Here is a 25305-nt window from a genome sequence, read left to right on the forward strand (position 1 = left end):
CTTGCATCGTCAACGCGCCCTGCGTCGTCAACGCAGCGCGCTCACATCAGGCTTGCATAGGACAGGAAGCCGACCGTCTGGCCGGGCTCGACGCGCGTCAGTTGCTCGCCCAATTCGACCAGCCCGTCGGTGTCGACCAGCGACGACAGCAGGCCGGCGCCTTCGCGCGGAAACTTGACCGCCTCGCGCGCGCCGTCCGCCGCGAGACGGAGGCTGACGCGGACATATTCGCGCCGCGCGATCTTCTTCTTGTAGGCAAAGGCCGCGCGCACCGGCAGCGGCACCAGCGGCTCCTGCCGCGCGCCCATCAGCGCCAGCACGGTCGGCCGCACCACATGGACGAAGGTCACGAAGCTCGCCACCGGATTTCCCGGCAGTCCGATCAGCGGCGTGCCGTCGATGATGCCCATCGCCACCGGCCGCCCCGGCTTTATCGCCATCCGCCACAGCACGAGCTTGCCGACCGCCTCGACACCGGCCTTGACGTGATCCTCCTCGCCGGTCGAGACCCCGCCGGTGGTCAGGATCAGGTCGTGCGCGCCGGCAACGTCGCGTAGCGCGGAGGCAAGTGCGGTGCGCTCGTCGCGCAGGATCCCGAGATCGCTGACCTCGCAGCCGAGCCGGCGCAGCATCGCCATCAGCATGAAACGGTTGGAGTCGAACAGCTGCGGCGGCGCGCGGTGATCGCCGGGTGAGACCAGTTCGTTGCCGGTGGAGAACACCGCAACCCGCAGCCGCCGGACCACGGTGAGATCGGTCAGCCCCAGCGCCGCCGCAAGCGCGACATGCTGCGGTCGCAGCCGTTGCCCTTCCTGCAGCGCAACATGCCCGAGCGGAATGTCCTCGCCGGCCGGGCGGACATTGGCGCCCGGCTTCAGCCCGGCCGGCAGCACGACATTGCCTTCTTCGAGCCGGACATCCTCCTGCATGAACACGGTGTCGGCGCCCTCGGGCATCGGCGCACCGGTGAAGATGCGCATCGCCTCGCCGCGCTTCACGGAGGCCTGCGCCGACGCACCGGCCTGCACCCGGCCGGACAACGGAAACGCCTGCGCCTCGCTCGTCGGCAGGTCGGCGCTCGCCACCGCATAGCCGTCCACCGCGGAGTTGGTGAAGGGCGGCAGCGGCAGCGGCGCTGCGATGTCGCCGGCGAGCACGCGGCCATCGGCTGCCGCAAGCCGCACGGTCTCGACGTCGGAAACCCTGCTGACGCGCGCGGCAATCAGGCTCACCGCCTCGTCCACCGACATCATCGGTCCGCCAAAGGCAAAGCAATCGTCGGACAGTTGCGCCATTCCGCCTCGTCAGCTCCCGGCCGAAGCCACAGCCAGCACGTCGTCGACCGCGACCGCGAATCGCAGCATCAAGGCGGCGACCTCCTCGATATCGTCGAGATGGGCGATCGGCAGCGACGTTTCAACCGCAACATCGCTGGCGATGCCGACCACGCTCGCATCGCCGGGAAACAGCAGCGGCTTGCCGTTGGCCGCGCGATGCACCTCGATCTTGTTGACCGGCTCGCGCTTGAACCCCTCGACCACGACCAGATCGACCGGCGCCAGCTTGGCGAGCAGCTCCGGCAGGCGCGGCTCGGATGCCCCGCGCAGCTCGTGCATCAGCGCCCAGCGCCGCGTCGACGACACCAGCACCTCGGTCGCGCCGGACTGCCGGTGCACCCAGGAATCCTTGCCCGGCACGTCGACATCGAATTCGTGATGGGCGTGCTTGATCACGGAGACGCGAAGACCGCGGCCAAGCAGATACGGGATCACCCGCGACAGCAAGGTGGTCTTGCCGGCGCCGCTCCATCCCGCGAGGCCAATCACTTTCATTGCAGTCTCCCTACCGGCCGGAACCGGGGACTAGGCATCAACTCTTGACGCTTTATATCGGCTGTGAGCCGTTGTCATGCTAGCCTGACCAACATGATGAAAATCGAGAAAGCGCCTGTTCCCCTGATCGTCCCCAATCCGGACGATCCGCGCCTGACCGAGCGCGTCACGGGCACCGACCAGACCGGCGCGGCGGTCGAGATCAGGGTGCCGGTGGAGCGGCCGCTGACGCTATATCTCAATGCGCAGGAGATCGTCACCATGATGACGATCGGCGACTATCCGGAATATCTGGCGCTCGGCTATCTCCTGAACCAGAACATGCTGAAATACGACGACGTCGTCACCGAGGTCGAGTATCACGACGACCTCGACGTCGTGGTCGTCCGCACCGAGCACAACACCAATTTCGAGGCGAAGCTGAAGAAGCGCACCCAGACCTCGGGCTGCGCGCAGGGCACCGCGTTCGGCGACCTGCTCGAGGCGGTCGAGAGCGTCGCGCTGCCCAAGGCCGAGTTGCGCACCTCCTGGCTCTACCAGATGACGCACACCATCAACACCATGCCCTCGCTCTATCTGGAGGCGGGCGCCATCCATGGCTGCGTGCTGTGCAAGGAAGGCACGCCGGTGTGCTACACCGAGGACGTCGGCCGTCACAACGCGGTCGACAAGATCGCGGGCTGGATCTATCGCCATGGCGTCGATCCCGCCGACAAGATCCTCTACACCACGGGACGGCTGACCTCGGAGATGGTGATCAAGACGGTGCGGATGGGAATCCCGATCCTGGTGTCGCGCTCGGGCTTCACGGCATGGGGCGTCGAGCTGGCGCGGCAGGTCGGGCTGACGCTGGTCGGGCGCACCCGCGGCAAGCGCTTCATTGCGCTATCAGGACAGGAGCGCATCGTGTTCGACCAGAACCTCGACTATGTCGAGGATGAATCCGCGCGCAACAAACGCAAGGGCGAAGCGCGTGACGACTGACGTTATGACGCGCGTCGACCCGGCGCAGATTCCCGGCGTCCTGCTGGCGGGCGGCCTGGCGCGGCGCATGGGCGGCGGCGACAAGCCGATGCGCACGATCGGCGGCCGCACCATTCTGGAGCGGGTGATCGCGCGGCTCAAGCCGCAATGCAGCGAGCTGATCCTCAATGCCAATGGCGATCCCGCGCGGTTCGCGGCGTTCGGCCTGCCCGTGATCGCCGACACCGTGAAGGATTTTCCGGGCCCGCTCGCCGGCATTCTCGCCGCGCTCGACTGGTTCGCGGCGAACCGGCCCGAAGTGGCGCTGGTGCTGAGCGCCGCCGCGGATTGCCCGTTCCTGCCGCGCGACCTGGTGGCGCGGCTGCATCGGGCGCTCATCGACGAAAAGGCGCAGCTTGCGGTCGCGGCCTCCGACGGCCAGTCGCATCCGGTGATCGCACTGTGGCGCGTCGACCTGCGCGACGAGCTCCGCCACGCACTGGTCGTGGAGGACATGCGCAAGATCGACCGCTGGACCGCCCGTTACAGGCTCGCCACCATGGCCTGGCCGACCACGCCGCTCGACCCGTTCTTCAACGCCAACACGATGGACGACATCGCGGAGGCCGAGCGGCTGGCGGCGCTGGACGCGGCCGGCGCTCAATAGAACCGGGTCTCAATAGAGCTGCGTCTCAATAGAACTGGGCTTGGGGAATTCCTGCAGCAGCTGCGCCCAGATCACCGCGAACGCGATCAGGCCGCCGGCGCCGAGCGCCGCCGTGAACCGCGGCAATCGGCCGATCGCCACCAACAGCCAGACCGGCAGGAAGAACAGGCCGAAGATCATGCCGAGCGGAATCACGGCAAGCCACTGAAAGCCGGTGCCGTCGCCCGGCGCCACATGGGCGATGGCGTAGAAGGTGTAGAGCCAGAACAGCGTGCCGGCAGCGGCAAGGACGGCGGCGATCCGGCGGAAATTGAGGGGCTGGGATGGCGTCATGGGATTGCTCATCCCCCTTGGTCGCAATCCTTGCCTGGCGAGTTCACTGACTGCCGGCCCGCCCTGGCTTGAATTGGTGCGCGACCGGCCGCGACACACCGGCATCGCAAGACCAAGCGGCCGGTGGGATGATCGACTTCCTCTGGGGTATCGTGGTTTTCATCGCGCGGGCGATCAATTTCGCCCTCGACGTTGCGATCGGCTATGACCGGATGAAGCGCCTCGCCGGCCAGATGACCGGCGCCGACAGGATCGTCGCCGTGCCTGATGACCCCAAGGCCAAGGTCGAAGCGCAAGGTCGCGGATAACGCACGGCGGCCGGATTGACCCGCGCCGGCTCGCTATCCCGCATGATCAGTCGGTCCGCTGACTGACAGGCCGCCCAGGCTTGGCAACCCTTGCCGATCGGCTCTCTCTCGGGGGCTGGCTACGCACCCGGAATCTCTTCCGCAGGCGCTGCGTGTCGACCGCCAGCACTTCTTCGAGTGTTGTGTTCCTAAATCGAAGCCTTCTTAACATCGCACCGCTCCCTGAGCGGGTGGGAGCCCCGTTGGTTGCTCAACCACCGAGGCCGACGACGGGGCCCATGTCGGTGGTGGAGGATAACCAGCGACGGGACGCTTTGATCCAAGGCAACCATTGCACCTTCGTCTCACGTCACGCGCCATCGCACTACCCAGCGGATATACCTCCAAGTTTCCAATGCACGGGGTGACCGGAAAACGATAACGTACATCGCAGGAGTAGCAGCTATGCCTCGCGCGCCTTCGATCGTGCCGCATCAAATCGACCACGACACCTATCTGGTGCTGAACGATTTTGGCCGGCTTGGCCGTGCCTGGTGCGAAACCGACGAAGGCACCGACCGGAAAACGCTGATCCGCCGACTGCTGGAGGACCAGTACAGCCATCCGGTCCGCATCGTGGCCTTCAACACCAACGAAGGATGGTCCCGCGACGTGACGACCGATATTGCCGACGAGCTTCGGCGCCGTTTCGTCGAATACGATGAGGTCCCGCGCTCGGTGCTGGAGTTCGTCGAGATGGCCATGCGGCACTGAGCCGGATCGGCAACCGCAACGCCGATGCCCGCTAACGTCGCGATGGCACGGCGCGCGCCAAAACAGTGATTTTCCCAGCAATTACAAGGCGATATACTCTGTCCAGTCCTCAGCGCGAAAATAATTCTGTTTTCACGAACAGCGAATCCGGTGTAGAGTGCGCCCATCTCACCCGATCGAGGGGCGCTTCGCGATCGTCACGGGTGTTGTGGTGAGATGCGGTGGACGCGGAATGCGCCAATCGACGAATGCGCATGAGGCGGACGGCGAAGTCGTGTGGTCCTGACGTCCAGCGTTTTCTTCGCGCGCCAAGAATGCAAGAAAGCCCTGTCCCACAAGGACTTCTGCAATTTCTGCCAATCAGGACAACGCCCGCCCAAAACTGACAGGCCCCAATAGGCCCTATTTCATCGATGAAAATGATCGGATTCCAGCCGCAAAATATTTTTCATGGGCTGAATAGCGCGAATTATTTTGTAGAGATTACAATAGGATAGCTTTCCGAAATTCGGAATCAGCTCACACGGCCGGCCATTTTGAAATGTGGCCAAAAAGCGACCGTGCGTCAAATTTTGCTAAATTTTGCTGTGATCGCAACAGGAAAGGGATCAATAAGAGTGACCGCCTTTTCGGTTGCCATTTCAATGACTTATCGCGCGGCGTGACTTGACTTGTGAGCCTCGGCGGATCACGGTGTCATATCGGCGGGCCTAGGTAGGCAGCAGCCGATTTCAGAGCCTTCGAGGCTCATTCAAACAAACAGCTGTCTTGTCGCGCGGAGGGCCCATCACGCCAGCCGTCGGAGCCGCACGCGCGCGGAGGGATATTCGATGACTGTTCGCAAACCAGCGCAAGCCGCACCGCGCCAGACCACCGAGGCGCACGAACCGCGCCGCATGCTCAACGAAACACAGGTCCGGGAGATCGTGCCGGTCAGCCAAGCGACGCTGTGGCGGATGGAGAAAGACGGCCTGTTTCCGCGCGGGACCTTCATTTCGGCAAATCGGAAAGTGTGGTTCGCCGACGAGATCATCGCTTGGCAGGCCTCGGTCGATGGACGCCGACGCGGGAAGCATCACTACCCGAAGGGCGCACGAAAGTCGGAGGACGAACATGCCGATCAGTGAACGGCGTGGAGCCGTCTCGAAAAGCTAACGGCCGCACGCGCGCGAACGGTGCGGCCGGGATTGCCGTGGTGCTTTGCAGAATGTGGAACGACTGAATAGTACCACGAAATCTCCTGACCGCCATAGCCGCGCCGACGTGCTGGCCTTCCCAAACGGGAGGGACTGCAATGCATTCCGAATTGAGTCTGGCCGACATCGACCGTCTGACCAACGGCAAGTTCGGCAAATTCGATGCAATATGCCCGTGCTGTTCGGCAAGTCGCAAACCATGCAACCGACTTAAAAAAGTTCTGCGCATATGGCGGAAGCACAGCGACTTCGCGAGCTACCACTGCGCTCATTGCGGGACCAAGGGGTACGCGACTGATGGCTCCCTCTCGTGCAATGCCGGCGACGTGGCGAAGCGCCGAGCGGAAGCGGAAGCCGACCATGCTGAGGTCGTGGCGCGCAGTCATGGCAAAGCGAGGTGGCTCTGGCGGCAATCGCTACCGATCAAGGGCACCGCCGCCGAACGCTATTTACGAGGGCCTCGCGTCTATCCTGGGCCGATCCCGCCGACATTGCGGTTTCTGCCGCCGCGTGACGGTCATCCGCCAGCTATGATCGCGGCCTTCGGCGCAGTGCGCGAGAGCCGCATCGCAGATGACGGCACCTCGGTGCTTGAGATAAACGGCGACGATGTCCGGGCCGTCCATCTAACCAAGCTGCGGGCAGACGGATCGGGCAAGGCCGGCACCGACGGCGACAAAATCATCATCGGTCAGCAAGTGACTGCGCCGATCTGGCTTTCACCGATCACCGACAACATGGCTGTCGCGGTTGCGGAAGGCATCGAAGACGGGTTGTCGATATTAGCGGCGCTTGGCGTTGGCACCTGGGCTGCTGGCTCGGCCTGTCGGTTGCCAGCACTGGCAGAGTATGTCCCGGATTTCATCGAGACGGCCACTATTTACGAAGACGAGGACGAAGCGGGACGGCGCAATGTTGCGGAACTGGCGCGGCGATTGCTGGCGCGGCGGATCGAAGTGCGGCGCGCCAACCTGACAAAACTGCTGGCGATGGTGTCATGACAGTTAAAGCCGACGCCAACCAAGTACACCGAGATTTTGGCGCGGCGGCGCTGCGCGACATCACTGACGGTGTTTTGCCGGACCAGAACGCGCCCACGGCCGTTGCCGTTCAGCCGCTGGTAATGACGCTATTTGACGATGCGGCGCAGGCCACGAACAAACGCTGGATCATGAAAGGCCTGATCGCACGGGGTGAGACCTCTTCGCTGATCGGGCCACCGGGCTGCGGCAAGTCGGCCCTCGAGGCTGACCTCGCAGTGCATTGCGCGCGGCAGGCAGATTTTTTGGGCCATCGCGCCAAGGAAAAATGCGGTGTGCTCGTCCTCGCACTTGAGCGCGGCGATTTGTATGAGCGCCGGTTTGCCGCCTACCGGCAACGCGATCAGGTGACAGGACTTCCCATTGCCATCGTGAAGACTGTTGTCGATCTGCTCAATCCTTCTTGTGTTGATGTGATCGCGGTGACGCTGTGCGATGCTACGCGGCGATTGGGTCACGAAGTGGGTCTGCTAATCATCGACACCTACAACAAGGGCATCGCCATCGGTGGCGGCGATGAGGACAAGGCCAAGGATCAGAACCGCGTTGCCGCCCATCTGCGGAAGCTACATGAGCTTGCCAACATCCACATTGCTTTGGTCGGCCATACCGGCAAGGACGAATCACGCGGCGCACGCGGATCGAATGCCCATCTCGGAGACGTCGATCTCATGGTGCAGATCAGCGGCGACAGCGCGGTCAAAACCGCGAAGGTCACCAAGGCCAACGACCAGCCCGAGCGCGAAATCGCGACGTTCCGAATGAAACCATTCGTGCTGGGGCAGGACGAGGATGGTGATCCCATCGACGTGGCGATCATTGACGTCATTGACAGCGGCCCAGCGGCGGCCATGGCAAAGCCAGCGAAGCAGCTAACCAACCTCGAAAAGGCCGGACTGCGCGAACTCAACGAATGCGTTGCCGACCACGTCGAGCCGCCGCCGAATGATCCGCACTGTCCGCCTGGATCGAAAGGTGTTGCTCTTGAAACTTGGCGCGGACGCCTGCGGCAGAGGTCCGTGATTGGAAAAAAGGGCGAAAAAGGCGAGCGGACACAATTCATGCGGATCAAAGACGGCCTGCGCGACAAGGGCCGCATCGGTATCTGGGACGATTATGTCTGGCCTGTCTGCCGCCTAACGGCGTAACAAGGCGTCACAAAGCGTCACAAGTGTAACGGTCTGTTACGGCCTTCGCAGCAGGCGTAACAACCGTAACAGCCGTAACACCACCCTATAAGGGTGGTTACGGTTGTGACGGTTACGCTTGCAGGCTACTTCCTTTGGGGTGGACAGTTGAACCGTGTACAATTCACTCACGATGGGCGGTGCAACACACGGGCATACTTGGCGCGAGGACCAGTTCCTCGAAAGCCATCGGCGGCTCAATGTCATGCTGCTGCATCGGGCCGGGGCGCTGGTACCGAGCGCGAGGACCGTGTGGAAATGGGCGGATGGCGGAAAAACCAACATCCTCGCCGCGCACGGCGAGATTTTTTTGAGCGGTGATTTCAAGCAGGTGATCCGATTTGGCTACATTCCGCTCATGCTCATGCATGGCGGCGAGCGGATGAGGCTGTTCTGTCCGATCTGCAATTGTGGCGCGTATTTTCTCGCCGAACGAAAAAGCAAGTTTGCATGCAAAAAATGTTTTCGACTGGATTGGCGCTGCCGTCATCGCCGCCGCTATAATCCGTTCGTGGAGGAAGCCGATGGCCGATCTCATAACCGATCTCGTCGCTGACGATCTCGACGCTCAAATTCTCACGCATCGCATGGCCGGGATCAGTGTGCGCGCCATCATGCGCCGATACGGAATGACCAAACGCGAGGTCGAGGCCGCACTGGACCGGGCGCTGCCGCAGATCAACAACGCGACGCGGATTGCCACCATAAAATTAGAATTGGAAAGGCTCGATCAATTGATCCGGCCATTCTTCGTCAAGGCCCTCGCTGGCGACACCGCTGCCGCATCGATCTTGGTCAAGTTGAGCGAACGCCGATCATCATTGCTAGGAGCTTGTCTGGATAGTCGCTGTTCAAATCTGGTCGGGTCTGATTCAACATTGGGCGATGAGCAAGTATTTTCGGCCTTGGAACATCGATCAGACGCTGCTTCTGCCGCCGAATGTGCAGGACTTCGTGCCGAAAGGCCATGTCTCGCGGTTTATGGTTGATCTGGTGCGGGAGAGCCTCGATCTCAGGGAGATCATGGGCAGCTATGTGAGCGGGCTTGGGCAGCCGCCGTTTGATCCGCGGATGATGGTGGCGCTGCTGCTGCATAGCTATGCGAGTGGGCTGTATTCGTCGCGTCGGATTGCCAAGGCCTGCCGGGAGCGGAACGATTTTGTGATGATCGTGGCGCTGGATGCGCCGGATTTTCGGACGATCAGCGACTTTCGCAAGCGACATTTGAAGGCGCTCGGCGCGCTATTCGTGCAGGTTCTGAAGTTGTGCGAGACGGCCGGGCTGGTCAAGCTCGGTCATGTCGCGCTGGATGGTACGAAGATCAAGGCGAACGCGTCGAAACACAAGGCGATGAGTTATGAGCGCATGAAGAAGCGCGAGGCGGAATTGAAGGCCGAGGTCGCTCGCATGCTGGCGGCCGCCGAGGCGGCGGATGCCTCGGAGGATGAGACTTTCGGCAACAGCGACGAACTGCCGGACTGGACCGTCGACAAGCAGAAACGGCTGGCGAAGATCCAGCAAGCGATGGCGGCGCTGGAAGCGGACGCCAAACTGGCGGCGGAGGAAGAGCGCCGCATCGAGGCCGAAAAGGAACAGCAGCGCCAGGCCGAAGGCCGCAAGAAGCCGGGCAAACCGGCGGCGCTGCCATCGGAGGAACCCAATCCCAAGGCGCAACGCAACTTCACCGATCCGGAAAGCCGCATCATGAAGTCGAAGGATGGCTTCGTTCAGGCCTATAATGCCCAGGCGGCCGTCGATGCACATGCCCAGATCATTGTCGCGCAAGAACTGACCCAGCACGGCAGCGATCAGGGCCAGTTGGTGCCCCTGATCGAGGCCATCGAGAGCAATCTTGGCCGCAAGCCGCGGCAGGCCTCAGCGGATTCCGGCTACTGCAGCGAAGCCAATCTCGAAGCGCTCGACACACGCAGCATCGATGGCTATGTCGCGCCCGGACGCGCCAAACACCCGACAGTAGCGAACGGAAAAGTCGGCGGCCCGCTGACACAGGCCATGCGAAAGAAGATCGACGATGGCGGCTTCGAAACACCCTACCGATTGCGAAAGCAAGTGGTGGAGCCGGTGTTCGGGCAGATCAAACAGGCAAGAGGCTTCCGCCAGTTCCTGTTGCGGGGCATCGAGAAAGTGCGCGCCGAGTGGACAATGATCTGCACCGTCCATAACCTCCTCAAGCTGTTCAACCTCGCAAACGCAGCCTGAGCCTGCTACTCTACAACAAATGCCCGTCACGAAAACATATCTGGACGGGCTCCTAGGACTTGACGCGCCGCTGCGCATCGATGCCACGCTGGTCGAGAGCTACGACAATCCGAGCAGCACAGCCGAACTCGAAGCCGCGCTCAATCTCTTGATCAACAAGCCCGCGCAATCGCATTAGCGCGACAGTGCTATGCGGTGATCGAACCCGCGTGTCTATCGGCAAGGCGTGAGATCGTTGTGTGGTTGACGGCATAAGATCGGGCGATGGCGCGCATCGCTTCGCCCGCGTCAAGGCGCGCCATGACCTCGCGTTGCTGGTGGATGGTGAGCTTATGCTTGCGACCGAACTTCCTGCCCTCGGCTTTGGCGCGGGCACGGCCCTCGGACGTACGCTGTAGAATCAACTCGCGTTCAAACTCCGCGATGCCGCTGAGAATGACCAGCATCAAACGACCATGCGGTGTGGTGGTGTCCGCCCATGCATCGCCGGGCGAGCGGAAGTCTGCGCCGATGGTGCGGATGCGATCAATGATCCGCAACAGGTCAAGTGCCGATCTCGCCAGCCGGTCGAGCTTGCTGACCACCAGCACATCGCCGGGCTGCATCAGACCGAGCAGCCGCTTTAGCTCGGGCCGGGCGGCGACGCCGGAAACCTTTTCGCTTTGAACCTTATCGACGCCAGCGGCGGCAAGGGCGGCGTGTTGCGTGGCCAGCGTCTGGCCTGTCGTGGAAACGCGGGCATACCCATAGATCATTTCGCACCTATCTTTCGCACCAGCTAAGTACCTGCAAATGCGGGCAATTTATTCGGTGCGGCATTTGTAAATTATGCACCACGGTAGCGCAAGCTCCGGTGTAACTAAGGCCGTATATTCCATCAATGATTGTAGTACGACCGGGGCGGTTGTTGTGCCGGGCGCGCGCGGTTCCATCGGCGGCTGGCGGCACCCCTGTCCCGGTCGTTTTGAAAAGTTTGCGCCTTCCGTCCCAAGCCCCCGTCCTGCCGCGCCGCGCGCGCCCGTGGTGCGATGATCGCAGCCGCCCAAGGATTTCCTCCCCGCCGATTTAAACGCATGGGCGGCCCTCAGGTTGGCGGGCGCGCCACGGCGGCGGCCTCCCAGCCACGCGGGTCGTATTTGGACCCGCGAGCGACCGCCAAACTTGAGCGTTGCCAACGGATGAAGGGGCAATCAGTTCTCATTCCGCTTTCGGCGGCATTGCGGACATTTGCCAGTCATTCTGATGGCTCGAGCCGGTCGCGATTGACCCTTTGCCGACGTCCCGAGAACCGGAATACAATGGATCATGCCAAGCTCACAGCCACTCACCATCGTAATTCGCATACCGGACGTGGCTCTCTCGCGTTTCGATCTGAATGCGTCGTTGGGACTACAGGTCGACCGTTATGAGGCGTCACCTGATCGGGCGTTTGCTCAGATCGATATTGCAGAACACGGAGATCAATGGGCCACTGCTCTCGACCTTATCCAGTCAATTCGCGCCTGCATTCCGGGGCTGGTTTCTCGAGGTGCGATTGGAATGCCGAGCTTGGACGTAGCTATGGCCTTGCCCCATTCGTCGTTGTCTAAGTCCTTGACCATTCCGGCCCAACTGGCGGCAGCTGCGGGTGAGGTAGGGATGAACGTTCAGCTGTCCGTGTACCAGACGGAGTAACGAGGTCGCCTATTGGCCCATCGCGTCATTTCGGTGCGCTGCGGAATTTGGTCGCTATCGGGGCATAGCGGACTGGTGTTGCTGCCGCGCCTGCATCAGGCCAAGGCCCGCGCCGAGCGTGGCGCGATCAATTCAGTGCTGCGGCCACGCCTAACCGGAGGACGCCGGTGAAGACGGCCCGGCGACAGCAGATCATCGCACATCACGAGGCCGGGCACGCAGTGGTGGCGCGGCTGCTCAAGGTCGGCGTCGGACTGGCAACGCTCAAGCCGATTAGCGGCGATGACCCGGCTGTGCTGACCGTCAGCGCGGCGCACCTCGATCCGGACAATGTGATCGCGTGTCAAAAGGACGCCATGGTGGCGATAGCGGGGCCGCTGGCGCAGCACCGCTACCACCCGCATAAGTCAACTGACATCGCGCGGCGCTGGCGCGAACGCCCGTTCTATATGGAAGGTTCCGACTGTCACACCGCGATGAGCTTCGTTGCAAGGATGTATCTCTTGCAGAATGGCCAGACGGTTGGCACCGGGCCGCTGGCAATCGACTTCGACGACGAGCAGGGGCAGGCCTATGAGCAGTTGCTCGATGAGACGATGGCCCAAACCCGCAAGCTGATCGAAGCGCATTGGGACGCGATCAAACGGGTTGCGGCGGCGCTGCTCGCCGAACCGGCACTGACCGAAGCCGACGTCGACGCACTGATCGCGGATCGAGCTTGAGGCAGTATCATGACCTATTTAAACCGATGCGCGCCGAAGCGCTATCCCTCGACAGCGCTGCGATGGCGGGCGTAACATCAGCCTGCCGGGGCGGTTAGCCTGACATCCCCGGCAACCTCGAAGGAAAGCCTCGCTGCTGGCACTTAGCGGGGCTTTCTTATGGGTTTTGCCTGCCAAAATTAACCCCGGCGCGCGGCGATCAATCGAAATCCCTTTAACGATTGGAACGGACAAATATGGCAATCTTCGTTATGATTGCTGGGATAGTCGGATCATCCGGCGCAATGTGAGAGCTATGGGCAAGCCGGTCAAAATCAGCGTTCGCGCGCGCGGAGAAGTCGATTCTCCGACCGTGGACGATTTGCTTGATCAGGTTCGCGACTTCTTTGAAATTCTCAAAGCCGTCGAGCAGGCCGTCGCCGGGGATGGCACCACCGCCATCGACTGGCGCGTCGTGAAGGCGACGACGAACAGCCCGATCTCCTTTGAGGTAGCGCCGTTCGCCCACGACTTCGGGACCAACATCGATCGCCGCGCCGAGATCGTTGCAAGGCAGACTGCTCTTGGCCTTTTGCAGTTGGAGACGACGAACGAGCGTCCATCCTATTTCTCCGATGCGGCCCTTGGCCGCGCGGATAAGCTGTTCCAGCGCGTCAGTAACGGACTCGACAAAACGCTGGTCGATTACGGTATTCCGGATTTGCCGGTACTGGACATCACGCCTGATATCGCACGTCGGGCCGCCGGGAATATCCGAACCATCCTCAAGCCGGACCAGAAACCCTACGAGGAAATCGGTTCCGTTGAGGGCTACATCGACAGCATCGAGCGCGACGGCTGGGGTAAGCCAATCGTGCGTGTGCGACTTCGGGTCAACGGTGAGACCATCAAGTGCTTCGTTTCCGGTCAGGCACTGGCCGCGCTTGAGGACCATCAAATCCGCGATGTGTTTCGCGGTCGCCGCATTCTCGCATTCGGCAAGTTGAAGTATCGGGGTCCCGGCGCGTTGCGTGAGGCCGAAATTCACGAAATCCGGTTCCTACGGGACAGAAGCGAGTTGCCGGACGTCGAAGATATTCAGGACGAAGATTTCACTGGTGGTCTGCGCACCGAAGAGTATTTGGCGAGACTTCGGAATGGCAATCACTAAGCGCGTCTATTGGGACGCATGTAGCTGGATTGCATTGATCCAGAAAGAAAAGATTTTACAGCCGGGCGGCGCTGTCGAAGATCGCGAGATGATGTGCAAAAGCGTCATCGAGGCGGCAAGGAAAAATCGGCTAGAGATCGCCACCTCCGCCTTTTGTCTCGCAGAGGTCTGCAAAAATCCAGACATGCGCCTTGGTTCGTCATCCGACCGGATCGCGGAATTTTTTGAGAACGACTTCATTCTGATTACTGCGCTTGACACGGTGGTCGGGCATCGCGCTCGCAAGCTCATGACCGGAGGGTATGCCGGGCTGAAACCGCCCGATGCAGTTCACATCGCAACCGCTCTGATCCTGAACGTGGACGAAATGCACACATTCGACGATGCCTTACTGGCGCTGGATGGACGGCTGGATAAGGACGACGGCACCAAATTAGAAATCTGCAAGCCCTCAGCCGGTGATCCTACGCCGCTGTTCGGCAGCAATCCGTTCGACACTGGCAAGCAGTGACTGTAACGCCCGAAGACGATCCATCATGTGTCATGATCATCCTGCACCGGCGTAAGTGCGAAGCTACAGTTGGCCATAGCGCTATTGAGGAGCTTAACAAAATTTTGACGCTCAGGACCTTTGACCTCGTTCATCGCCATCGCGACGATGTAGCCGATGGCTAGCGGGTAGGCCGTCGCCGGAGAGTCGGCAAACTTTTCCATGATGTCATTGATGACCGCCTTGTTGTGGCGATTGCTGACGTCAGCGATGCGTTGCAACTTGTCTTTGGTGATTGTGAAATCGCTCATGACGAACGCTCCATTGGAAATGGCAGTACGGTCGCAGATGAGCCGCTCAGGGCACGATCCGGCTGCGGCAGCGCGGTCCCAGTCAGATAGTAGCCGTCGGGCGACCAGAACCCCGTATCGGGCGGCAGGTCGGCAGGATCGCACGGCGCGCGAAAATAGCCGTACCACGGGCCGAGGCCGCCGCCGGTAGTGTGGACATGGATGTTCTGGCAGAACGGGCACCTGATCGTGAGGCTATTGCGTCCGACCCGGCGCGCGCGTGTGATCGGGATGTGACCGTCAATAAACAAGCTCATCATTTGGAGTCGGCCTTTTGATGGTATCCCTCCGCTAAGGGCCGCCTTGTTTGATGGGCGCGAGCGCTGCAGGTCCTAGGGGTAATCCTAGGAGAAGCGCTATGACGATTTCGAGGGCGGAGGTGATCACAACGGTCGAGCGGCGGCGCCGGTGGTCGCAGGATGAGAAGGAACGGCTCGTCGCAGCGTCGCTCGAGCCCGGCGCCAATGTTTCCGAGGTGGCTCGCGTGGCCGGGCTTCATGTGAGCCAGCTGTTCAGGTGGCGTAAGGAGCTTTGCAGGCACGGCGAAGCGAGCATAGCGCCGTTTGTTCCGGTCGAGATTGGGCCGTCTGCGCTACCGCGGGAGGTGGCCGAAGCGCCGTTGACGCCAACGGCGCGTCGACGCAAGAGCCAGGGCATCATCGAGATTGATCTTGGTAGCGGGCACCGCATCCGGGTCGATGGCGACGTTGATGGAGATGCGCTACGTCGCGTTCTCGATGCTTTGGTCCGCCGATGATCCCGGTTCCGACGGGCGCGCGAGTGTGGCTCGCGACAGGCTACACGGACATGCGCCGAGGCTTTCCGTCGTTGGCGCTCCAAGTGCAGGAGGTGCTGCACAAAGACCCGCTCAGCGGTCATTTGTTTGTCTTCCGCGGTCGCCGCAGCGATCTTGTGAAGCTGATCTGGCACGACGGCCAAGGAGCATGCCTTTTTACCAAAAGACTCGAGCGAGGAAGGTTCATCTGGCCATCGGTTGGCGGTGAAACGGTAACGATCTCGCCGGCGCAGTTGAGTTATCTGTTGTCCGGAATCGATTGGCGCACCCCGCAAGAAACCCAGCGTCCGACGCGGGTCGGATAACCGTTTTGGGTTTGAATCTGCTGCTCGATCTGATTCAATGGCTTCATGAGCTCGAAGCCAGACGATCTTCCTGCGGATCTTGCGAGCGCCTACATGGCGCTGCTGGCCGAGCGCAAGGCGTTGCAAGTTGAGCGCGATATCGCAGTCGCGGATGCCGCCAGCGCGCGGGCGGAGCTGTCGGACAACGAAGCGTTGATCGCACATCTCGAACTGCGGATCGAGAAGCTCAAACGCGAACTGTACGGGCCGCGGTCCGAGCGCACGGCGCGGCTGATCGAGCAATTGGAATTGGAGCTCGAAGAACTCATCACCATGGCGAGTGAGGATGAGCTCGCCGCGCGTGCCGCGGCTGCAAAGGTACAGAACGTTCGGGCCTTCACGCGCAAGCGGCCGGTGCGCAAGCCTTGGCCGGACGACATCGAACGCGAGCGGGTCGTCATTGAGGCGCCAACGAGCTGCGCCTGCTGCGGCGGATCGCGCCTGGCGAAGCTGGGCGAGGATGTGACCGAGACGTTGGAGGAGATCCCGCGCCGGTTCAAGCTGATCGAGACGGTGCGGGAAAAGTTCACCTGCCGCGATTGTGAGAAGATCAGCCAGCCGCCCGCGCCGTTCCATGCCACACCGCGTGGCTTCATCGGTCCGCAACTGCTGGCGACAATCCTGTTCGACAAGTTCGGCATGCATATCCCGCTCAACCGTCAGAGCGTGCGCTTTAAGGCCGAGAGGATCGATCTGCCGCTGTCGACGCTGGCCGACCAGGTCGGCCACGGAACCTTCGCCGTTATGCCGCTGTTCCAGCTGATCGAGCACCATGTGCTCGCGGCCGAGCGCCTACATGGCGACGACACCACCATCCGCATCCTGGCGAAGGGCAAGTGCACGACTGGGCGGATCTGGACGTATGTGCGGGATGACCAGCCGTTCGCCGGGCCTGCGCCGCCGGCGGCGGTCTATTACGCCTCGAGCGACCGACGGGGCGAACATCCCCAGAAGCATCTGGCCGCCTTCGCCGGTATCTTGCAGGCGGATTGCTATAGCGGCTTCGAGCCGTTGTTCGATCCGAAAAGAAAAGCGATGCCGATCACGCCCGCATTTTGCCTGGCCCATGCGCGGCGGGGATTCTTCGAGCTGGCCGACATCGAGAAAACGGCCAGGGAAGGCCGCAAGGGCAAACCGGTCTCCCCGATCGCGCTGGAGGCGGTCAGGCGTCTTGACGCTCTGTTCGAGATCGAGCGCGCCATCAACGACCGCAATGCCGACGAGCGGCGTGCCGTACGCCAGGAGAGAAGCAAGCCGCTTCTCGATGGCTTGCACGACTGGCTGCTCCGCGAGCGAGAAACCCTGTCGCGCTCCTCCGAGGTCCTGAAGCCCATGAACTACATGCTCAGGCGCTGGGACGACTTCTCCCGCTTCCTCGATGATGGCAGGATCTGCCTCAGCAATAATGCCGCTGAAAGAGCGTTGCGCGGCATCGCGTTGGGCAGGCGCAACTGGACCTTCGCCGGCAGCCTGCGCGGCGCCGACCGCGCTGCCATCATGCTGACGATGATCACGACCTGCCGCCTGAACAACGTCGATCCCAAAGCCTGGCTCGCCGACGTCCTCGCCCGGATCGCCGATCTTCCCACTTCGCGTCTGCGCGAACTGCTGCCCTGGGAATGGAAGCTCCTGCGGCAAGCCAACAACCCCACCGATCAGCAGGCCGCCTGACCTTCACCCAACGCTATCTTACAGATCGCCACGCCCACGCGCATGCGTCAATCAGGCGGCCTTCGTCGTATGCGTACTTTTGATGTTCACTTGATCCGCAGCAATCGTGCCGCGTTTGCGCACGTCACTGCGCCGCCAAGGCGAGCCTCGAACTTGAACAACGAACAAAATCCTGCGCTGAAGGGGTCGTGCTGCATTGTTACTGCTTTCCTATTCACGACTGTGTAGGCCGACTTCCAATTGCCATAGGCTACAGGCGTTGCACCCGGCGCGACGTCCGGCATCTGCGACGCAATCCGCAGCGGCGAGCCGAGCAGGGAAAACACCAGCGGGTCTTGCAGGCTGGGAACGATGATCGGTCGGCCATTGGCATCGCTCATGGAAAACAACATTCCGGCGGTACGCTGGTTCATCAGATAGGCACCCGCCGGGTCCCAGAACTGCATCGGCACCTCAAATCGCAACATCACGAGGTCTTGCCATGTGAACTGACCAGCAGGCGTTGGCGCGGCAGTGTCGCAGATCGGAATGCCGCTCGCCGGATTGAGAATGCCGATGGGCATGCCGACGCCGCTGCCAATCATCACCGCTTCGCTAACCGTGTTGCGGAACGCGCGGCTGACCTTGCCGAGCAGCCAGTTCTCGACACTAAATCCGCTGTCTTCAAGGACATCGCTTGTCGCGCAGGCGATGTAGCGCAGCGGCTCCGGCTTGATCTCCAGTTCGCCGAGCAGGGAAGCCAGATCGACGCCGCTTGGATTGTTGGCAAAGCAGGCGCTCTGGCACGCCCATGCCGCGTTGTCGATGTCGCCTCGGTCAACCAGAAACTTGATTGACGAGCCGCTGATCGTGACGTTGTCGAACAACGAAGTGATGTCGGTCGGACTGACCACGCAGGACAAGATGCGGTCGCTCAATTCGACCGGCAGAATAAAACCATTGCTGCCGAACGAAAACGACGACAGGGCCTTGCGCATCGCTTCCGGAAGCCTGCCCACGTCTGCGCTGTGCATCAGCGCCTTGAGGGCCTCGATATGCGTGGTGGCCTCGGCGATCTGATCCTCCGAGGCTACGAACGGATGCTGCACATCATGCTTCGGAATTTTCAGATCGTGCTTTAGCCGCAGCAGGCCGATGGCCGCCTTGCGGTTAGCGTCGTCGCTGATGTTGTCGAAGCCCGGCCGGTTGACGCGCAGGGCCAAGCGATCAACGTCGGCCCTGACCTGCTTGAGTATCTTGTCGCGCTCGACATCGCCTGTAGCTAGGACGTCGCGGGTGGCCTTCACCTCGTTGATGAGGTCGACTAGCTCCATGCCCATGAGAGATCCCTGTCTGCGCCCGCGTTCTGGCGGCGCCGATCCAGTGATCTCCTTTGCGGACAATGATATTCCAAGGCCGCCCGCGCGGCTATATGGTTTTCGCTGGGCGTGCCTTTTTCGACATGCCGACCGACTCTGACGATGTCCGTTTCCGGGGGTAGATCGGAAGTGAGCAGCGGACGGTTAAAGTGACGCGATTGACCCTTGGCAGAAATTAACGTTGTGCGATCAACATGCCCAACATGCATTCCGAATGGCTTCGTCAGCTGCCCTATTTGGTTCATACCAATAGAGAACTCGGCTTTAATGCTGAGGGGTGTCACCACCCTGAGCGGCTGGAAGGCCGGCAGCGAGGTCAATATCGAGGTCGATCTGATGGCCCGTTATGCGGAGCGGCTGTCGGAGATGAAGTAGCCGGGATAGGAACAGTCCCGAGAACCTGAGTGAGATAGGTGTCATGGCGCCTGCAGATAATCTCAATGAATTGATGGTGAGGTTTCGGATAGCTAGCCGCGAAATCTTCAATCAGTTCTTTCGCGTCGAAGGTCCCTACGAAAACGACGGATGGTCGTTCGAGCAGCGCTTCTCCGAAGTAGAGGCGATCCTGTTCGACAAGATGGTGGCAGAGCCGGCATCTCTGGGAAACGCGAGCTACGGATCGGTCACGTCGGCAATATCCGTGGAACTTCGTATCGGGAAATCTGTGCCCGCCATGATCAATCGGGAGATCAATTCAGGATATTGGGACCACCCGATTGGGGCAGTCACGGCCGACGCCCAGCTGCAGTTTATTAGTTTCTTCGATTGGGACAGGCTGAATTACCGGGACAACCAATATGTGCGCGTATGCATTGCACGATGGCCGTCGCACAAGGAGATGGAAGGGAAAGAAGCGTTGCTTGAAGCTCAATACGTCCAATTCAGAAAATCGAACGATTGAGGGCACTTTCTGCGATGGCAGCGACAGCAGACACGCTTATCCGGCTATCGAACCTAGGATGACCGCTCTTGGCCCTTTTCGGACGTGCCGCACTGGCTATCGAAAGTCCGGTGTCGGGGGTGAAGCGGACCTCACGGTTGCGCGTTCCGACTTCCGAGTGTGACCCTTAGCGGAAGTTCAGCAGAAATGCTTCTCCCGCTACGGCGCTTTACCGAGTGCTCGTATCGATGCGATCACGGTCCTAGCGCGCTCGGGATCAAATCGGCCAAAGCCCATGTGCACAGCCTCGGCCCATTCCAAATATTTCATCAGGGCATCGTCGGTCGTATTGTCGCGGACCATCGTGGCGATGGTACCAACATAACCATCGTATTCGTCGGCGGGGCACCCGCCAATCGGGTCCCATTGCTGGTTCAGAATATCTCTGATCCGACCGCGCCAGATGCGAGATGCTTCTTTCTCTACAGACATCTGGTCCCCATCGCTGATCTTTTTCCCATGCGGCACGCTCTTAGCACCGACAACCTAACGGCGACCTGAACAGATTACGAAAACTTGTTCGATCCCGAAACGTCTGAGCTTGGCCCATTTGAGACATGCCAACTGCATCGAGCGCCGCTTTCAGCCGCTTTCAGAGGTAACCGACCTGCCCACGGGCAATTTGACGTCCGCTTTCGAGGGTACACACATGAGCGAACCCCGACGCGCCGCGCAAGCCGCCCGCTTTTTCGAGGACACCATTCGACGGCTGAGGGCCGAGCGCGGCGATCACGATCCACTCGCCATCGCGAACGCGGGGTTCGCCGCCGTCCACGCCCGCTACGGTGACCTGTCCGGTGCCGAGGCCGCGCCGGTCAGCATCGCGAGCGCGAGCAGGCGGGCAGCGTCTTTGGCATGCCTGTCATCCATGGGCTGCAGTGCGGTCTTCCAACCACTTCAACATCCCGAAAATATACGACGTGTTCTGCGATTTTGTTTGCATGACGTCGCGGCCGATCCCATCGTCGCGGTAGCCAACCCATCGCGGAGCGATCAGCAAGAACTCATTTTTGGTGATTGTCCGCTTGTCCTTTATTGTTGACGAATAGACGATGATCGATGGCTTCTTGAACGTGACGTCCCAGATTTTGAAGGGGATGCCGTAACCGCCTTCGTAGCTCCATGTCTTTATCTCATCGTCAGGGCGGACCGCCCGGCAAAGATCGCGCCACCATTGGTTAAGTTGTTCTTCGGTCATGCTGTCTTTTAGCAAGTGAGGCCGAAAAGAAAAAGGGCGGCTCAATGGCCGCCCCTCGTCATTGCTTTCCGGCAGATTACGCCGCAAGCCGTAGTTCGGTTCGTTCAACGGCATTCACTGGAGGCCTGCCGATGATCCGCCGCAACTCTGCGGCGACACCGTCGAGCACGGCGCGCCTCTCCTTCATCCGCGTCGAGTGATTGTAGACCTTGCCGGTGACGCTGGGCACGATCACGTCGCCCTTCTTGCTCGCGGCATGATCGAGGCACTTCGCGATCCACGCATCGTCAAAGCCGAGGTCGCCCGCAAGGGTCGCCGCCGTGCGCCGCAGATCGTGCGGCGTAAATGGCCGCAGACCCAGCAATGAGCAGATGCCCGGCGTCTTCACCTTGCCCTTGACCTTGGTGCCGCGCAGCGCCGTCGCCATGACCTTGCGGTTCATCGGCTGATCACCGAGCGGGCTGGCAAAGACGTATTGTTGCTTGTCGCTGGTCAAGGCCTCTCGAATGATCTCCACGGCCAGATCGGACAGCGGCTGCTGGATTACCCGCCGCTTCTTCACCCGCTTGAGCGGAACGTCGAAACGAGGGAGTTCGCCGTCGAGGTCGACGAGTTCGCTGCGATGCGCGGCCAGCAACTCGCCGGATCGCAGCATGGTGACCAACTCGAACTTCAGCGCGAGCCGGGTCCTGCGATCCCAAGGCAGGTCGTCCCGGTCGAGGCCGTGCCAGAAAGTCCTGATCTCGTCCTCAGACAGTACGCGCGTGCGCGGATGCTCAGGGTCGAGCTTGCCGAGATTGATGCACGGGCTGGCGCCGACGTAGTCCTGCTCCGGCTCCGCCGCCCAGTTGAACAAGCCGCTGGCCGCGCGCCTGAAGTGGCGGGCATTGCTCACGGACGGCTTGCCGAACTTGCCCGCAACGATGTCCTTGGACCGTGTCGCGATGTCCTGCTTGGTGACCTCGCTGGCGAGCTTCTTGCCGAGGCCGGGGCTGAGAAAGCGGCGCAGATGGGACGCGACGTTCTCCCACGTTTCGATCCGGGGTCGCATCTCACCGTCCGCCTTCTTGACCTCGGTCTTCATCCACGCGATCCGCTCCTCGATGATCTCGGCCACGGTCTTTCCGCGCTTCGCCTGCTGGACCTTGCGGTCGCGAAAGGTCTCGGCGAGTGCCGCGGCGCCCATGCCGCGCAGCGCGTAGACCTTGGCCCGGGCATCCTCGACCCGAAAGTCGGGGCCGTAGACGCCCAGCCACCCAGTGCGCTGCTTGCCGGTCTCCGGGTCGGTGAACTTGAACGAAAAGGTCGCGACGCCGGCCGTGATGACGCTGACATAGAGGCCGGGGCACTTGCGGTCGTAAATCTTGGTGCGCTTGGCGACCCGCTTCTCACACATGCGGTCGGTCAGGACGACGCTGCTGTTGCGCCGGCGCTTGCCGGCAGGTTCGGTGGTTGTGGTAGTATCCATGGTGGTTTCAGGCTCCTCGAAGGGTTTGGGACCATGGGCTCGGCTTTGGGCCTCTCAGTCCTTGGAGGGTCGCGAGAGGCTTAGGGCCGGGCCCTGATTTTGGCGAAGTGCGCTGAAAGCCGATGAGGTAGGGTAGATGAAAAACCCTTGTTCTAAAGGGTTTTGTCGCTTTCAGGACCTTTCACCGCCTTTCAAAATATAGACGTGTGGTCCTGACGCCCTAGCGGCCGGTGTCCCCCGCGAGATGCGAAGCATCTTCGCGGCGGCGGTGACAAACAAGCCCAGTCTCGCCGGGGAGAGCACGAAGTAAGCCGTAACCCATCGCGCAGGGAAAGCCGGACTGCTCCGGTTACACCTGTGGTCCTACCCCCGAGCTTTCTACCTTTGCTCGGGGCCCATGGGTGCAATCGGCACCCGGCTTTCCCTGCGCCCTCTTCAAGAGAGAGGGTGAAACGAAGAGCAAAGCTCGGGCGAAACATGTCGCGAGAATGCGAAGCCATGTCCCCTTCCACACTGTCATCGCCCGGCTCGACCGGGCGATCCAGTACGCCGCGGCCTATCGGCTCAATCACCGACGCCTCTGGAATACTGGATCACCCGCATGCGCGGGTGATGACACCGAACCAGTTGTTTGACTGTTGAATCAGAACCCACGCAGGGACGACAGCGGTGAATGTCGCGGATCGCCTTACGCCGGCCTGAACCCCGCCTCGATCAACGCGGCGCGGGCTTCGTCTGACGCCAGCGCTTCGAGAAACGCCTGCACCGCGGGCCGCTGCTTGCGCGCCGTGACCAGCGCGAAGTCGTAATGCTCTTCGGCCAGCGGAATGAAACCGAGCCCGGAGGCTGCCGCGACCGGCGCGATGGTCATGCCCCAATCGGCGCGATGCTGCGCCACCGCGGCCGCAACCGCATTGTGCGAGCGCGGCTGATTCCAGTAGCCGTCGGGCCGGCTGCCGCCCAGCAGCCGATCGATCAGGATGCGGGTGCCGGCGCCCTGGTTGCGGTTGACCATGATGCAGGCGGGATCGGCGAGCGCCGCGCGCACAGCCTCCACTGCACTCAGGCCGGCGAAACGCTCGTCGTCCTTGCGGAACACGATGCCCTGCATGCGCCGCCAGCCCGGCACCAGCTCGAGGCCGTCGGCAAGATACGGCGTGTTGTAGCTCTCGGTCTTGTCGTCGAACAGATGGATCGGCGCCAGATCGCATTCGCCGCGCTTGGCGGCCGCGAGCCCGCCGAGACTGCCGACTGCGATCGAACGCACCACAAGGCCGGCATGCGCCAGCGGTGCGGTGACGAGATCGAGCCCGGTGCAATGGCTGCCGACGATGACGAGATCAGGCACCCGGACATGCGGCGTGAACAGCGTCACCTCGGTCTCGCTGCCCGCCGGCAACTGGTCGGCAAGCGCCTCGATCTTCAGGAAGCCATCGGCCTGCGCAAACGACGTGATGGCGCCCGCCCCCTTGCCGCCGGGATAGGCGATCAGGCCGTCGGCGCCTTCGACCAGCGACACCATCACGAACTCGGTCCGCCCGAGCTCGGAGGCGATGCGCACCGGCACCTTCGCCGCCACCTTGGCATCCGGCCGCGGCGGCAGGCCGGCCATCCGCCGCAGCACCGGCACGATCATGTCGTGGAAGGTGAACATCGCCGAGGTCGGAAAGCCCGGCAGGATGACCACCGGCTTGCCGTCGCAGACCGCGAGGCACAGCGGCTTGCCCGGCTTCAGCGCCACGCCATGCGCGATGATGCCGGGCTTGCCGAGGCGGGCGATGATCCGGTGCGAGACGTCGCCCGCGCCCTTCGAGGTGCCGCCCGACAGCACCAGCATGTCGCTCTCCGCCAGCGCCTTGCGCATCGCGGCCTCGAGCTTGGCCTCATCGTCGGCGATCGCGCCGAGAAAATGCGCGTCACCGCCATTCTCGGCAATCGCCGCGGTGACGATCGCGCCATTGGTGTCGTAGATCGCGGCCGGCCGCAGCACCTCGCCCGGCTGAACCAGTTCGTCGCCGGTCGAGAGTATCGCAATGCGCGGACGGCGCACCACCAGGACCTCGGCGATGCCGCAGGCCGCGAGCATGCCGATCTCGCGCGAGCCGATGATGGTTGCCGCGCGCAACAGCGCCTCGCCACGTGCAATGTCGGAGCCGGCATAGGACACGAACTGCCCCGGCGACGCCGCGCGCCGGACCTCGATGGCGCCATTGCCGGCGGGTTGGGTGTGCTCGACCATCACGATCGCGTCGGCACCGCGCGGCACCGGACCGCCGGTCGCAATCGCAGTCGCGGTGCCCGGCAGCACCGGCCGGGCCGGCGCGGTCCCGCACGAGATGGTCTCATCGTTCAGCGCGAGTTGCACCGGCGCGGCTTCACCGGCGCGTACCAGATCGGCCGAGCGCACGGCAAAGCCGTCGACATTGGAGCGATCGAACGGCGGCACGTCGATCGGCGCCACCACGTCCTCCGCCAGCGCACGGCCGAGGGCGTCGGCGAGCCGCCCCGTCTCGGACGGCCATTGGCGCGGGAACAGCGCCGCCTCGAAGCGCGCGAGCGCCTCCTCGCGCGACAGGATGGTCAGGAACTGGTCCTGCTCGACGGATGGGTTGGGTTTTGGCGTCGACGTATCGGTCATCTCGGGA

Annotated in this window: 29 protein-coding genes and 1 pseudogene; 19 read left to right on the forward strand and 11 right to left on the reverse strand. The window is 62.0% G+C overall.

Translation table 11 applies throughout. The features are described from left to right. Positions 1–41: 41 nt before the first annotated feature. Entirely contained in the window at positions 42–1295 is a 1254-nt protein-coding gene (locus HAP48_RS03915; RefSeq protein WP_166214613.1) for a molybdopterin molybdotransferase MoeA, read from the reverse strand. Between the two features lie 9 nt (positions 1296–1304). Beyond that, complete coding sequence (gene mobB / locus HAP48_RS03920; protein ID WP_166214612.1) at positions 1305–1832, reverse strand: molybdopterin-guanine dinucleotide biosynthesis protein B; 528 nt, start codon at positions 1830–1832, stop codon at positions 1305–1307. Positions 1833–1925: 93 nt separating this feature from the next. Here mobB and HAP48_RS03925 point away from each other — a divergent pair, with 93 nt between their 5' ends. Next, positions 1926–2816: a formate dehydrogenase accessory sulfurtransferase FdhD gene (locus tag HAP48_RS03925; RefSeq protein WP_166214611.1), complete on the forward strand. Its 891-nt coding sequence runs from the start codon at positions 1926–1928 to the stop codon at positions 2814–2816. A gap of 4 nt (positions 2817–2820) precedes the next feature. Beyond that, positions 2821–3462, forward strand: a complete 642-nt coding sequence (gene mobA, locus HAP48_RS03930) for a molybdenum cofactor guanylyltransferase MobA (RefSeq protein WP_166216920.1) — start codon at positions 2821–2823, stop codon at positions 3460–3462. A 9-nt stretch (positions 3463–3471) separates the two neighbouring features. On the opposite strand, the gene HAP48_RS03935 is transcribed toward mobA, so the two are convergent. After that, entirely contained in the window at positions 3472–3795 is a 324-nt protein-coding gene (locus HAP48_RS03935) for a hypothetical protein (protein ID WP_224496898.1), read from the reverse strand. A 128-nt stretch (positions 3796–3923) separates the two neighbouring features. On the opposite strand from HAP48_RS03935, the gene HAP48_RS03940 reads away from it, so the two are divergent. The 9 genes from HAP48_RS03940 to HAP48_RS03980 all read left to right on the forward strand — a co-directional run bounded on the left by HAP48_RS03940 (position 3924) and on the right by HAP48_RS03980 (position 10677). Further along, the gene (locus tag HAP48_RS03940; RefSeq protein ID WP_166214609.1) at positions 3924–4103 is read left to right on the forward strand and encodes a hypothetical protein; all 180 of its coding nucleotides are present in this window, start codon (positions 3924–3926) and stop codon (positions 4101–4103) included. A gap of 444 nt (positions 4104–4547) precedes the next feature. Further along, on the forward strand, positions 4548–4856 hold the full coding sequence (locus tag HAP48_RS03945) for a hypothetical protein (protein ID WP_029079108.1): 309 nt from the start codon (positions 4548–4550) through the stop codon (positions 4854–4856). Between the two features lie 830 nt (positions 4857–5686). Next, on the forward strand, positions 5687–5983 hold the full coding sequence (locus HAP48_RS03950; RefSeq protein ID WP_166214608.1) for a helix-turn-helix transcriptional regulator: 297 nt from the start codon (positions 5687–5689) through the stop codon (positions 5981–5983). 167 nt (positions 5984–6150) lie between these two features. After that, complete coding sequence (locus HAP48_RS03955; protein ID WP_166214607.1) at positions 6151–7053, forward strand: DUF7146 domain-containing protein; 903 nt, start codon at positions 6151–6153, stop codon at positions 7051–7053. Then, positions 7050–8240 (forward strand): AAA family ATPase, encoded by a 1191-nt coding sequence (locus tag HAP48_RS03960; RefSeq protein ID WP_166214606.1) that lies wholly within the window; start codon positions 7050–7052, stop codon positions 8238–8240. The genes HAP48_RS03955 and HAP48_RS03960 overlap by 4 nt, the downstream gene beginning before the upstream one ends. A gap of 154 nt (positions 8241–8394) precedes the next feature. Next, positions 8395–8835: a hypothetical protein gene (locus tag HAP48_RS03965; RefSeq protein WP_166214605.1), complete on the forward strand. Its 441-nt coding sequence runs from the start codon at positions 8395–8397 to the stop codon at positions 8833–8835. Next, a complete protein-coding gene (locus HAP48_RS03970; RefSeq protein WP_166214604.1) occupies positions 8804–9268 on the forward strand; it encodes a hypothetical protein in 465 nt (154 codons plus the stop codon). The genes HAP48_RS03965 and HAP48_RS03970 overlap by 32 nt, the downstream gene beginning before the upstream one ends. Beyond that, entirely contained in the window at positions 9165–10499 is a 1335-nt protein-coding gene (locus tag HAP48_RS03975) for an IS1182 family transposase (protein ID WP_166202952.1), read from the forward strand. Before HAP48_RS03970 ends, HAP48_RS03975 begins: the two co-directional genes overlap by 104 nt. Positions 10500–10518: 19 nt before the next feature. Then, a complete protein-coding gene (locus HAP48_RS03980) occupies positions 10519–10677 on the forward strand; it encodes a hypothetical protein (RefSeq protein WP_166214603.1) in 159 nt (52 codons plus the stop codon). Between the two features lie 10 nt (positions 10678–10687). Here the strand turns inward: HAP48_RS03980 and HAP48_RS03985 are convergent, their stop codons facing one another. Further along, positions 10688–11254, reverse strand: a complete 567-nt coding sequence (locus HAP48_RS03985) for a recombinase family protein (protein ID WP_166214602.1) — start codon at positions 11252–11254, stop codon at positions 10688–10690. Positions 11255–12397: 1143 nt separating this feature from the next. Here HAP48_RS03985 and HAP48_RS03990 point away from each other — a divergent pair. From HAP48_RS03990 to HAP48_RS04000, 3 genes are all read left to right on the forward strand, one after another. Beyond that, positions 12398–12895, forward strand: a complete 498-nt coding sequence (locus tag HAP48_RS03990) for a hypothetical protein (protein WP_166214601.1) — start codon at positions 12398–12400, stop codon at positions 12893–12895. 295 nt (positions 12896–13190) lie between these two features. Then, positions 13191–14045: a hypothetical protein gene (locus HAP48_RS03995; protein WP_166214600.1), complete on the forward strand. Its 855-nt coding sequence runs from the start codon at positions 13191–13193 to the stop codon at positions 14043–14045. Further along, positions 14032–14556 (forward strand): type II toxin-antitoxin system VapC family toxin, encoded by a 525-nt coding sequence (locus HAP48_RS04000; protein ID WP_166214599.1) that lies wholly within the window; start codon positions 14032–14034, stop codon positions 14554–14556. Before HAP48_RS03995 ends, HAP48_RS04000 begins: the two co-directional genes overlap by 14 nt. A 23-nt stretch (positions 14557–14579) precedes the next feature. Here the strand turns inward: HAP48_RS04000 and HAP48_RS04005 are convergent, their stop codons facing one another. Together HAP48_RS04005 and HAP48_RS04010 are read right to left on the reverse strand one after the other, a co-directional pair. Then, the gene (locus tag HAP48_RS04005) at positions 14580–14846 is read right to left on the reverse strand and encodes a hypothetical protein (RefSeq protein WP_166214598.1); all 267 of its coding nucleotides are present in this window, start codon (positions 14844–14846) and stop codon (positions 14580–14582) included. Beyond that, on the reverse strand, positions 14843–15142 hold the full coding sequence (locus HAP48_RS04010) for a hypothetical protein (protein ID WP_166214597.1): 300 nt from the start codon (positions 15140–15142) through the stop codon (positions 14843–14845). The genes HAP48_RS04005 and HAP48_RS04010 overlap by 4 nt, the downstream gene beginning before the upstream one ends. Before the next feature lie 101 nt (positions 15143–15243). Here HAP48_RS04010 and tnpA point away from each other — a divergent pair, with 101 nt between their 5' ends. The 3 genes from tnpA to tnpC are packed head-to-tail and all read left to right on the forward strand — an operon-like array spanning position 15244 to position 17696. Further along, positions 15244–15642, forward strand: a complete 399-nt coding sequence (gene tnpA, locus HAP48_RS04015; protein WP_028182054.1) for an IS66-like element accessory protein TnpA — start codon at positions 15244–15246, stop codon at positions 15640–15642. Then, positions 15639–15986 (forward strand): IS66 family insertion sequence element accessory protein TnpB, encoded by a 348-nt coding sequence (gene tnpB, locus HAP48_RS04020; RefSeq protein WP_028182053.1) that lies wholly within the window; start codon positions 15639–15641, stop codon positions 15984–15986. Before tnpA ends, tnpB begins: the two co-directional genes overlap by 4 nt. A gap of 45 nt (positions 15987–16031) precedes the next feature. Next, a complete protein-coding gene (tnpC, locus tag HAP48_RS04025) occupies positions 16032–17696 on the forward strand; it encodes an IS66 family transposase (protein ID WP_166204034.1) in 1665 nt (554 codons plus the stop codon). An 86-nt stretch (positions 17697–17782) separates the two neighbouring features. Here tnpC and HAP48_RS04030 read toward each other — a convergent pair whose 3' ends face one another. Beyond that, the gene (locus HAP48_RS04030; RefSeq protein WP_166214596.1) at positions 17783–19015 is read right to left on the reverse strand and encodes a phage major capsid protein; all 1233 of its coding nucleotides are present in this window, start codon (positions 19013–19015) and stop codon (positions 17783–17785) included. 318 nt (positions 19016–19333) lie between these two features. Here HAP48_RS04030 and HAP48_RS04035 point away from each other — a divergent pair. Both HAP48_RS04035 and HAP48_RS04040 read left to right on the forward strand, forming a co-directional pair. Next, positions 19334–19429: pseudogene (locus HAP48_RS04035) on the forward strand (riboflavin synthase); the annotation flags it as partial. A 43-nt stretch (positions 19430–19472) separates the two neighbouring features. Continuing rightward, a complete protein-coding gene (locus HAP48_RS04040; RefSeq protein ID WP_166214595.1) occupies positions 19473–19955 on the forward strand; it encodes a hypothetical protein in 483 nt (160 codons plus the stop codon). Positions 19956–20153: 198 nt separating this feature from the next. Here the strand turns inward: HAP48_RS04040 and HAP48_RS04045 are convergent, their stop codons facing one another. From HAP48_RS04045 to HAP48_RS04060, 4 genes are all read right to left on the reverse strand, one after another. After that, positions 20154–20426, reverse strand: a complete 273-nt coding sequence (locus tag HAP48_RS04045; protein ID WP_166214594.1) for a hypothetical protein — start codon at positions 20424–20426, stop codon at positions 20154–20156. 430 nt (positions 20427–20856) lie between these two features. Then, positions 20857–21300, reverse strand: a complete 444-nt coding sequence (locus HAP48_RS04050; RefSeq protein WP_166214593.1) for a hypothetical protein — start codon at positions 21298–21300, stop codon at positions 20857–20859. Further along, on the reverse strand, positions 21269–22660 hold the full coding sequence (locus HAP48_RS04055; protein WP_166214592.1) for a tyrosine-type recombinase/integrase: 1392 nt from the start codon (positions 22658–22660) through the stop codon (positions 21269–21271). The genes HAP48_RS04050 and HAP48_RS04055 overlap by 32 nt, the downstream gene beginning before the upstream one ends. A 688-nt stretch (positions 22661–23348) precedes the next feature. Continuing rightward, a complete protein-coding gene (locus tag HAP48_RS04060) occupies positions 23349–25298 on the reverse strand; it encodes a molybdopterin biosynthesis protein (RefSeq protein WP_166214591.1) in 1950 nt (649 codons plus the stop codon). Positions 25299–25305: the final 7 nt, after the last annotated feature.

It is taken from the genome of Bradyrhizobium septentrionale, from assembly GCF_011516645.4.
In the GTDB taxonomy this organism is placed as follows: domain Bacteria; phylum Pseudomonadota; class Alphaproteobacteria; order Rhizobiales; family Xanthobacteraceae; genus Bradyrhizobium; species Bradyrhizobium septentrionale.